Consider the following 10,363-nt stretch of genomic DNA (forward strand, 5'->3'; position numbering starts at 1 on the left):
CGCCCAAAAGCAGTGGGGCAGACCTGAGCCTCTACGCCGTCCTGCGGCAACTGCAGTACCTACTCGCGACCTGGCTCGGGTTCTGCCCTCTCTGCCACCAACTCGTCCCAACCTAACAAAGCACTACTAGGGCGTGGATCAGGCCGTGGGTACGGGCGGCGGTCGGGTCGTACACGGCGCCGCACAGCGCGGTCGGTGCCCAGATCACGCCCGGCGGCGTCGGCAAGGATCAGAACGTTCACGCCGTGTCGCTTGTGCTTGCCGGAGCAGTAGGGTCAGCCGGCGACCCGGTCGATCGGGATCAGCGTGCCGTCGAGGATCGCGTACGCCAACCGGGCTGCTCGGCGCATCGTCTTGGTGAGGTCGTCCACGCCGCCGACGAAAGTCGACGACCTAACGCCGCACGGTGCTCACGGACGCTGGGAAGCCGACGGTGAGCCGGGTGAGGGTGTCGCCGTTGCGCTGGGTGGGCCAGCGTCATCAGCGCCTACCGCTGAGCGGACAGCCAGCGCCGGCTGTCCCCGAGTTCGCGACGCCGGTCGCGGATCAACTTGGTCGGGCGGGTCAGGCTGCGCGTGGACAGCGGGATACTGGCAGGACAGGGCAGCAACGAAGCTCCCATAGCGGCCAGTGCGTCTTGGTCGACTGCCGTCCTACCGGGAGCTTCGTTCTACCTAGAGCACCAGCACACCACTGCGTGCCCACTCAGACACCCTTTGGCCACGAGGAAAATGGCTCATCATTTACTCTCAAGCAGCTAGCCAGATACGACAACAGGTTCACCGTTGTCGAACCACACATTGGTAGCGCGGTCCCACAGAATTCCAGCTTGGTCGGGGCGGGCGATAACACCGTAGCGGTAGTTGCGACCAAAGGCGTTCTCGCGAATAACGATATTGCTGGCAACGAGATCAGCGCGCACGCCGATGGACCAGTTTCCCCCGTTGCAGTAGTTGCCGGCGAAAAGCAAGTTCCGGACCGGAGTGGTGGTGGAACCGATCATTAAGCAGGCATTGAACGGATCTTCGGTGGAAGGGTTGTAGGGCTCCAATCGGTTGTGTCGGATGGTGATATCGCTACCGCCAGTGGTTTGCAAAGTGTCGTTATGGGAACGGTCGACCCGCACAAGGTCGTGCACCCAGGAGTCGACGATGGTGCTACGCGATCCCATGCGTGGCCCGTCGATGACGTTGTGGATGTCGACGCGACGCAGGGTGTAGTTGCCGCAGCATACTGCTGCGGCATTACGGCCGAGGCCGTTGATCTCGACATCTTCGAGTACCAGGTTCACGACACTGCCGTAAGTGCGTACCGAGTAGGCGGTACTGGCGCAATTGATCCGGGATTTGCGGATCGTGACGTTACGGGCGTGCACGCTGACGCAGCCGTAGATATCCAGGTTAGTTATCACCTGCCCGTCTATGCGCAGTGCAAGCGAGCCAGATCGTCTCAGGGCGGTGCCCGGCGGTACTCCCGTGTTATCCGGCCCTGGCCAGGCGGTGATGGGCGTGGGTGGCACCGCCTGCTGTGCGGGCGCCCCCCGTTCTGACGTGCGCTGACCAGAGCCAGTAAAGATCAGCGACGTGCCGAAGAGCACGCCAGCCAGCGCCACAATGGCGAGGAGCACGAGATGCCATCGGCGGCGTGGAGAACGGCGGGACGGCGTGATCGCCGCCACTGATGGGCGGAATGGGGAACTGGACATGGAGCCCTCCCAGGGGTGAGATCCGGGAACTGGCCCCATGTCGAGGAACGTGTCTCCGCCTCAGACGAGTGGAGAAACTTTCTCGCCATCCGGGCTACGGCAGCCCCGGTCTACCGTCAAAGCTACTAACTGCACCAGAATCACCCAAACCTATATTTGTCATCTTCTTTACACTTGCGCCAGTTTTCGCCGACTTAGCTACCTCTGCCTAGTTCCTACAAGATCCTTTCCGCCGTTGTAGGCGGCCAACACGACCAAGTCCAGCGGGGGCGGTGGCATGTAGCCGCGGAGAGCGTGTCTGGGGGTCAGTGGTCGTTCGGGTCTGTGGGACGACTTGGGCGAAGCCTTCGGCGGTCAGTGTGTGGGGTGGTAAGCAGGGCTTCGGTCCGGGTGTGGTGGGCATAGACGATGGCGGCAACCACTCTCGGTCTGCCGCGTGGGTGTTTGTGGCGTCAACGACGGTGGTCGACCGCCGCGACGGACGTGAAGAATCACGGAGGATGGTTCTGAGGTCGGCGGTGGCGTCCGGGGCGTACACGTTGCCGGCCGCCACTAGGCGTAACTGGTCCAGGCTGAGCACACGGTCTGTCTCCCAGCGATTCGCGGCGTAGGTAGACTTCCCAGCGCCCGGTGGGCCGATGAGCACCACCAACTCCGGCTCATCAGCGCGAACGTGGGTGGTCGCTGTCGTTCATCCCTACGCCGGTCAACGTCACGTTCGGCGAGGCAAGCTCAGCTTCCTGGAACTGATCGACGGCGGCAGCCAGCCGGATCCGCCGTGAACCCACGGGCCTGCCAGGAGCGCTGCCAACCCACCAAACACCAAGCCGACACCAGCGACGAGTCGCACCCCGCCGAGCCCGGCCCGGAAGGTAAGCAGCGCCACGACGGCCACCAACACGCAGACGGCCACGACCGCCAGCAGCTTCCGCCTCAGCGACACCACCGAGTCCGTCCGCCGCTGGACCAGCAGGACGTTGCCGTTCACCGGCTCTGCCTCGACTCGGTACCCTGCCCGTTCCAGAATTCGCCGGTAGTGGTCCAACGCGTCCGACTCACCCCAGACACCGCCACACACAACAGCAAACCGCTCCGGTCCGTCCCAGCTGGTACCGACGCCCTCGACCACGAACCCGTCCAGGCGCCGCTCACCGAAATCTCGCAATCCGGCTTGCCTCAGCACCTTCCGGACCGTCTCCGCGTCCCGGTCCTGCGGCGACCACAACGGCCGCCCACCCTCGCCATACCCATACCGAGGCCGACCATCATCCATGACACAACCGTACCGACCCTCGAACGATGAGCATCAGTGAAAGCGACGTCACCAAGGACCGGGGAGTTGATCTCAAACCAGGCCGACACTCCCGTCGCCAAACATCGACCAACTACTATGAGATGGCACCATGGGCGATGACCACGCTCCGAGCAGCTGTCGATCAGCTACTCGGACCGCACCTGCTCTCCCTCTGGGGATACGCCCCCGGACCACCGACCCCGATCGCCCAACCTTTGGACTGCTACCACGTCGGCATTGTCTCGGCGTTCGACGACTTCATCATCTGGCTACCATGGCAATAGAGCTTCCATGAGCTAGATGATGAAGTCCCACCTGCCCGGGCTGTGGTTATAGGCAAAGGGTGTTGATGATCCGTTCGTGACGACAGACCTCAACACACTTTTGACGCACTGTACCCGAGGATCGACGATTGGCTCGGGCGGCCACTCAAAACCTTTGGCTAGCCCGGCAGCCGTCAAAACCGCCACCGCAGCACAGGTGACCCCTGCGGTGACAGAACACGTCCACTGCACGGCCCATCGACAAACACCCGCTCCGCCGATATCTCCGTATCCCGTCGAAAGCCAAAATTGGGCAATGCCCGCTCCGACTCTGCCACCCGAGGCCCGCGACGCCACCGACGTCACCTCAGCCGACGCCTACCTCCCCGGCCAACTAGTGTGGGTCTACCACACCAGCTGGCAACCGGGCGTCGTCCTCGACGCCTCACCCCACGCTGTCATGGTTCGCTATCTCTACCATGAGCGGGCGATGGGCGTGGACACTGTCCTAGCTGACCGTCTCGCGCACCGCGACGAACCCGACCCCCTCATGGACGAGACCAGGGTCAGGAGATAACCGCTGCCCGTGCGGAAGTGTGCAAGGGACTCTTCCGAGTGAGAGCCTCAAGGACGGCTGGACGGTCAGTCGGTGGTGGGTGTGGTGGAGCGGCGGCGCCGCCAGAACAGTGCCAGGGCCAGCAGCACCCCGCCGAGCCCGACCAGGCCGCCCCCGGCGGCCAGGGTGGTGCCCAGGCTGTCGCCGGTCGTCGGCAGACCGCCCCCGCCTCCGGGTGCCGTCGCGGTCACGCTCGGCTGGGGCGCGGTGGCCAGCACGGTCACGGTCGCGGTGGCGGTGAACCGGGAGTTGCGACCGACCGCCGTGAAGACGTACCGGCCGACACCGGCGGGGCGGTACGTCACGTCGAAGTCGCCGTCGGAGTCGGCCACCACGATCAGGTGCAGCGGGGACGATCCGGGCAGGGTCGGGCTGGGCTGGCGCAGCAACCCGACCGGCACCAGCGCGAGTGTGCTGCCGTCGGCGCGGCGGGCCGACCGGGCGTCGAGCGGGGCGTCGAGCGGGGCGCTGGCCAGCGGGTTGATGCTGACGTAGATGTCGACGATCTCACCCGGCTCGAAGTCCTCGCCGTGCAGCACCACGGCCTCGCCGACGACGACGGTGGGATCGCTGACGGTGAGTTCGGCCGGGCCCGGTGGATAGGGCGATTCGGGGGCGGTTGGCTGCGGCTGGACCGCCGGCGCCGCCCCCACGGCGGTCGGCACGGCCAGCATGGCGAGGCCGGCCATGAGCGCGATGATGATGCGGGATAGCCGCATGGGTGATCCTCTCTACTGTTCACAGGTTGTTGATGCGGACTGGATCCGGGTGGTCCAGGGGTGCGCGGCCGGGGTGAGCCAGAGGTCGGCGGTTCCTCCCGCGCCGGCCGGAGTGAGCAGGGTGACCTCCAACGTCCGGGTGGCACCGGGCCGGACCTCGACGTTGGCGATGGCGACCTGGCGGCGGCGTTCGGTCCCGCTGCCGACCCGGACCGGGCGACCGTCCAGTCGGGCGTTGACCACCGTGCCGCCGGCCGGGCTGTGCACGTTGACCAGCGTCCGGGCGGTGTACGGGTCACCCGACAGGGCCAGACCGGTCACCGATCCGGCGAGCCCGGAGCGGGGGGCGGTCGACCGCAGCGTCACGCGCAGACGCAGCTCCCGGCGGCCGTCGGGGCGACAGCCACCGACGGTCAACGTGGCGGCGGGGTGCAGGTACCAGCCGAGCTTGGCGCCGCTGCCGTCGTTGAGGAACACCCCAACCGTCGGGGTGTCCTCGTGCGCGGGCAGGACGCCGCCGACCCGGGTGCCGGCCAGTTCGCGTTGCTCGGCGGGACGGGCGCTCCAGAAGAGCAGCCGCCGCTCCGTCACCGCCCGGTCGAGGGCGGCGAGCACGGCGCGGGGTTCGACCGTCCGGCCGAGCAGGGAGTTGAACACCGCCATCGCCGAGGCCGCGAAGTACTCGTCCTGCTCACGCGGGTTCAACCGCTGGTAGGTGTCGGAGAGCAGGGTCCGGGTCACGGTCGCGGCGGCCAGGGTGGTGTGTTCCGGTACGGCCACCGGTCCGGTCGCCTGGAGCAGGTAGGAGAGCATCACCGGATCGGTGGCCAGTACGCCGTCCACGTTGCGGCCGGTGTGCCGCCGGTACATCTCCCGGTAGAGCGCGGCAGCGGTCGGGAAGTGCGGGGTCAGGTTGACGTCGGCCGGGTAGCTGCCGGGCAGGTTCCGGTAGAGCCCGCGCAGCTCGGCGTCGAGGGGCAGCACCGGTGGGGCGAACCGGCCCAGCTCGGTGGAGGGGCCCTGCCGGACCAGCTTGAGCCGGCCGCCGGTGACCTGCACCAACGCGTACGCGCCGAACATGCCGCCGGTGGCGCGCAGTTCGGCCGGGTTCTGGGAGACCATCAGGTAGTGGCGACCGCCGTCGCCGCCGAGCAGCGCCGGCAGGAGCCGGGCCGCCGTGCTCGCCCCGCCGGTCACCGTACCCAGTTCGGCCAGTTCGTCCCGGAGCGTGGCCACCGCGGAGCGGACCTGGGCGTGCAGTTCCCCGTCGGGTACGCCCGATATCCGGGTCCGGGCCCGGCGCACCGCCTGGTCGGCCTCGTCGAGACTGGTCGCCGCGGCCCGTAACCCGGCGACGTCGAACCGCCCGGACCGGGGTACCAGGACGGCGGGGTCGATGCGCAGCAGTGCGGGGAAGGCGTGTCGGGCCAGTTCGTCGATGGTCACCGCCAGGTCCCGTACGGCGGCCAGGTCGTCGCCGGTGTAGGGGACGTGCGTGCCGAGCCACCAGCCTGGATCGGCGGTGGCGGACCGGGCGGAGGCGGTCTGTTCCTGGAGGGCGGCCAGGGTGCGGAGGGCACGGGCACGGTCGCCGCCCAGGACCTCGCCGCCGAGTTGCCGGGCCATCGCGGCGGCGCTGTTCAGGTGCCCGTACGCGCGCCAACCCCGGTAGCCGACCCAGCCGGCGCCGAGCAGCAGCATCGAGGTGACGACCAGCGCGGTCAGCAGGATGCGACGCAGCCGCCGGTACGTCGCCGGTCGATGTCCGGTACCACTTTCGGTCACCGTGCCCCGCCCTCCCTGACCCGTCAGTTACTTATGGGGTGCATATCTCTATATCAGCGCCGAGGCGCCATAAGTGACGGTTTCATGTTATTTGGGTGATTGACGCAGGTCGGCGGCACCCGGTCCGGCCCGGCCGGTCGCCACCTCGTAGAGCAACCGCTGGATCTGGTCCACGCCGGCCTGCATCGACATCCGGTGCAGGTAGCTCTCCCGCCCCCGCTGCCCCATCTCCCGGCGGGCCTCCACCGGGATGGTGGCGGCCAACCAGAACCGGTCGGCCAACGTCGACCAGTCACCCGGCGGACAGGAGAGCCCGGCCCGCGCCCGCTCCACCAGATCGACCGTGTCCCCGGCTGCCGAGGCCACCACCGGAGCGGCGCAGGCGAACGCCGCCGGCAGGGTGGCCGGCACCGCCCCGCGCAGTACCGGACGGTCGGCCAGGGAGACCAACTGGTAGTCCGCCGCGGCGTACAGGTCCGGCATCTCCACCGGGGATCGGCGGGCCTCGAACCGCACGTTCGCCGCGCCCAGTTCGTCGGCCAACCGGCGCAGCCGGTCCTCCTCGGGACCCGAGCCGACGAGGACCAGATCGGTCCGGCCGTTGACCGCGGCGGCGGCCCGCACCGCCGTCTCCAGCTGCTGACGCGGGCCGAGCGTGCCCGCGTGCATGACCACGCAGCGGCCGTCGCGGCGGACCAGCCGGCGGGCCGCCTCGCTCGGCCGGACCGGCTGGAAGATCCGCTCGTCGGTCCAGTTGAGCACCACCCGGACCTTCGCCGGATCGGCGCCGTCGGCGATGACCTGTTCCCGCATCGACGGGGTGATCACCGCCACCGCCCGGGCGGCGTCGTAGATCTGCCGGATGGTGCGGTCCAGGCGGCTGCGCCACGGACCCCGGTCGGGGTCCGCCCCGTCCGGCCACAGGTCCTGCACGTGCAGGACGGTCGGCACCCGGCGCAGCAACCGCAGCAGCCCGGCTGCAGCGAACGTGCTCGCCGGCAGGTGGTAGACGTAGAGCGCGTCGATCCCGGTCAGGTACCGCGGCCCGGTCAGCGCGGCACTGCCGGCGAAGGAGAGGTAGCTGGCGTACCGGCCGGCCGGCGAGCTGCCGTCGCCGCCGGGAAACCGGGGCACCCGGCGGACGGTCAGCCGCTCACTGTGCGTCTCGTGGTGCCACCGCTGGCGCCAGCCCGGGTACACCCGCCCGCCCGGGTAGTCGGGAAAGCCGGTGAGCACCCGTACCTCGTGCCCGCGCGCGGCCAGCTCCTCGGCGAGACTCCCCGGGATGAAGGCCGGTTCCGGCGGGAAGTAGTACGACAGGATGCCGATCTTCACGCTGCCACCCGACCCGTCCGCCCGGTCCCATCCGGCGTGGGCGGGCCGTCCGGCCGGGGCGGGTTTGCCGGCGCAGACCGGCCGACCGGTCCGACCGGTCCGACCGGACCGTCCGGCGCGCCGGGGTCGGGGACGGACCGGACCCGCCCGTAGGATCCGGACAGTCCCCTCCCGTACCCCGGCACGGTCCGCTGCCGGCGATCTGTCGTGTCGACGAGGAGGGCCCGCCCGGTGAACGGTGTGCTGTTCGTGTGCCATGCCAACCTGTGCCGGTCCCCGATGGCCGAGTACCTGGCCCGACTCACGCTGGCCCGGCACGGGCTGGTCGTGGGCAGTGCCGGTACCCACGCGGTACCCGGCCGGTCGATGCACCCGTACGCGGCGGGTGTCCTCGACGGGCGGGGGCTGGACCCCCACGGGTTCCGCAGCCGGGCGGTGACCCGTGACCTGCTGGCCGGTGCCGGGCTGGTGCTGACCGCGACCCGCCGGGAGCGGGCGTACTGCGCCTCGACCGCACCGGGCGCCATCGGGCGGACCTTCACGCTGCGCCAGTTCGCCCGGCTCGCCACGGCAGCCGACCCGACGCCACCGGACGTGCCGGGGTCCGCCGGGGTGGTGGGCGTACCCCCCACCGCCGGCCGGGTGGGCGTTCTACCGGGGACCGACCTGCCCACCACCGGGGTCGGACGGCTGGCGGCGGCGGTGGCGGCGGCGGTCCGGACCCGCAGCCGGCTGCAACCGGCGGGTCCGGAGGCGGAGGACCTGACCGACCCGATCGGCGGCCGGCCGGCCGACTTCCGCCGCTGCGCCGAGGAGATCGAGGCAGCCGTGCTGCCGATCGTGGCGCTCATCGCGGCAACCGGGTGAGTTCCTGGGTCGGGTCCACCGCCACCCGTTGACCCACCGCCGCCCGGCCGGCCGTCGACGCCCGGTCGGCGGGGACGGTGGCCTCCACCCGCGCGGTCACCACCCGGTACGCCTCGTACTGGTCGCTGTCCGCCCGGGTCGCGCGGGACATGTTCAGCACACAACCGAGGAGCCGTACCGACACCGCGTGCAGCGCACCGGCGGCGGCGGCGGCCTGCGACACACTGGTCCGGCCGTGCTGGGCCACCAGCAGTGCCCCGTCGGCCTGCACCGCCACGACGACGGCGTCGGTGACCGCGAGCAGCGGCGGGGTGTCGATGATGACGATGTCGGCGGACTCCCGTACCTCGGCCAGCACGTCGGCCATCGCCTTGGAACCGAGCAGTTCGCTCGGGTTGGGCGGGGTGGAGCCGGCCGGCAGGACGAGCAGCGACCGGTCGCCCCAGGGCTGCACGACGTCACCCACCTGCACGTCGCCGAGCAGCACGTCGGTCAGCCCGACGGCGGACTCGACGCCCAGGTACTCGGCGACCTTCGGTCGGCGCAGGTCGGCGTCGACGAGCAGGACCCGCCACCCGGCCTCGGCCAGGGCGATCGCCAGGTTGCAGGCGGTGGTGGTCTTCCCTTCGCCCTGCACCGCGCTGCTGACCGAGATGACCCGCGCGGCCTCGTGCACGTCGACGAAGCGCAGGTTGGTCCGGAGCTTACGGATCGCCTCGGCGCGCAGGGACCGGGCCGCGTCGCCGACGATCAGCGGCGCGGTACGGGCAGCCGCCTCGAAGGGGATCTCGCCGAGCAGCGGGGCGCCGGTGGCCTGCTGGAGGCTGCGCCCGTCCCGCATCCGGGTGTCGATCAGACCACGCAGCACCGACACCGCGACCCCCGCGACCAGTCCGAGCAGCGCGGCGAGGGAGAGGTTGCGTACCGGTCGGGGTGACACCGGGACGGTGCCGACCCGGGGCCCGCTGATCACCTCGATCTTCACCATGGGGTTCTGGCCGGCGGCGGGGGTCTCGATCTGCCGGACGAGGTCGACGAACCGGGCGGCGAGCGCCTCGGTCAGCCGGAGCGCGCGGGCCGGTTCGCTGTCCACGACGGTGGCGCGGAGCAGCACCGTTCCCGTCTCCGTGGAGGTGCTGATCCGGCTGCGGATCTCGTCGGCGGTCATGCCGACCGGGTTCTGGTTGGCCACCGCCTGCGCGAGCCGGTCGCTGGCGAGCAGGTCCGCGTATGACTTGACCCGCTGCTGAAGGAAGAGCCCACCCTGGTAGGCGTCGGTTATCCGGTCGCTGGCGGTGGTCACGAAGAAGGTGACCGTGGCCGCGTACCGCGGCTGCGCCCGGACCGTGACGAACGCCCCGGCCCCCAACGCGACCATGACCGTGATCAGGACGATCCACCACTGCCGTCGGATCAGGCGCAGGTAGTTGTACAGGTCCATCAGCTCAGAACTCCCGTCTCAGCAGTCAACCGAGCGATCCACACACAAGCCCCCGCCGACCGGATCAGCCAACCCGAAAATTACCCATATTTACCTATAAGGGATCCCATCGAATGTAGATGACGAAAAGGCACGGCAGGCCCCCATTCCCTCAACGAGCCGGGAGCCGACCCGTCGCCACCGCCGGCCACCTGTCCTGCGGCGTCGCCCGGATGCCGGCGACGAGTGGCCGGTCAACCGGCCTCTCGGTAGGCTGGCGGACACTGGTGTGCCGGGAAGTCTGGTCGGCGACGGATTCACCGACCCCTGATCGAGGCGACGGAAGGTCCCCGCATCCC

The 10,363-nt window shown here is 69.7% G+C and carries 9 protein-coding genes and 1 pseudogene; 2 read left to right on the plus strand and 8 right to left on the minus strand.

Annotation, left to right across the window (positions count from 1 at the left end; translation table 11 throughout):
- Positions 1 to 127: 127 nt before the first annotated feature.
- From GSF22_RS24360 to GSF22_RS24375, 4 genes and pseudogenes are all read right to left on the minus strand, one after another.
- Positions 128 to 610, minus strand: a pseudogene (locus tag GSF22_RS24360) (IS5/IS1182 family transposase); the annotation flags it as partial.
- 147 nt (positions 611 to 757) lie between these two features.
- A complete protein-coding gene (locus GSF22_RS24365) occupies positions 758 to 1,705 on the minus strand; it encodes a hypothetical protein (RefSeq protein ID WP_208816061.1) in 948 nt (315 codons plus the stop codon).
- Between the two features lie 208 nt (positions 1,706 to 1,913).
- Positions 1,914 to 2,354 (minus strand): AAA family ATPase, encoded by a 441-nt coding sequence (locus tag GSF22_RS36030; RefSeq protein ID WP_368856912.1) that lies wholly within the window; start codon positions 2,352 to 2,354, stop codon positions 1,914 to 1,916.
- Positions 2,355 to 2,417: 63 nt separating this feature from the next.
- A complete protein-coding gene (locus GSF22_RS24375) occupies positions 2,418 to 2,888 on the minus strand; it encodes a hypothetical protein (protein ID WP_208816063.1) in 471 nt (156 codons plus the stop codon).
- A 116-nt stretch (positions 2,889 to 3,004) separates the two neighbouring features.
- Here GSF22_RS24375 and GSF22_RS24380 point away from each other — a divergent pair, with 116 nt between their 5' ends.
- Positions 3,005 to 3,283 carry a hypothetical protein gene (locus GSF22_RS24380; protein WP_208816064.1) on the plus strand — a complete coding sequence of 93 codons (279 nt, stop codon included), beginning with the start codon at positions 3,005 to 3,007 and terminating at the stop codon, positions 3,281 to 3,283.
- 621 nt (positions 3,284 to 3,904) lie between these two features.
- Here GSF22_RS24380 and GSF22_RS24385 read toward each other — a convergent pair.
- From GSF22_RS24385 to GSF22_RS24395, 3 genes are all read right to left on the minus strand, one after another.
- A complete protein-coding gene (locus GSF22_RS24385) occupies positions 3,905 to 4,597 on the minus strand; it encodes a hypothetical protein (RefSeq protein ID WP_208816065.1) in 693 nt (230 codons plus the stop codon).
- A gap of 12 nt (positions 4,598 to 4,609) precedes the next feature.
- Positions 4,610 to 6,382 carry a DUF4012 domain-containing protein gene (locus GSF22_RS24390; protein ID WP_307804279.1) on the minus strand — a complete coding sequence of 591 codons (1,773 nt, stop codon included), beginning with the start codon at positions 6,380 to 6,382 and terminating at the stop codon, positions 4,610 to 4,612.
- Positions 6,383 to 6,469: 87 nt separating this feature from the next.
- On the minus strand, positions 6,470 to 7,717 hold the full coding sequence (locus tag GSF22_RS24395; RefSeq protein ID WP_208816066.1) for a glycosyltransferase family 4 protein: 1,248 nt from the start codon (positions 7,715 to 7,717) through the stop codon (positions 6,470 to 6,472).
- Positions 7,718 to 7,948: 231 nt separating this feature from the next.
- Between GSF22_RS24395 and GSF22_RS24400 the strand changes: the two genes are divergently transcribed.
- On the plus strand, positions 7,949 to 8,584 hold the full coding sequence (locus GSF22_RS24400) for an arsenate reductase/protein-tyrosine-phosphatase family protein (protein WP_307804280.1): 636 nt from the start codon (positions 7,949 to 7,951) through the stop codon (positions 8,582 to 8,584).
- On the opposite strand, the gene GSF22_RS24405 is transcribed toward GSF22_RS24400, so the two are convergent.
- The gene (locus GSF22_RS24405; RefSeq protein ID WP_208816067.1) at positions 8,565 to 10,025 is read right to left on the minus strand and encodes a polysaccharide biosynthesis tyrosine autokinase; all 1,461 of its coding nucleotides are present in this window, start codon (positions 10,023 to 10,025) and stop codon (positions 8,565 to 8,567) included. The two genes, GSF22_RS24400 and GSF22_RS24405, sit on opposite strands and share 20 nt — an antisense overlap.
- Between the last annotated feature and the right edge of the window lie 338 nt (positions 10,026 to 10,363).

Origin of the sequence: Micromonospora echinofusca (assembly GCF_017614955.1) — a bacterium.
Lineage (GTDB): Bacteria > Actinomycetota > Actinomycetes > Mycobacteriales > Micromonosporaceae > Micromonospora > Micromonospora echinofusca_A.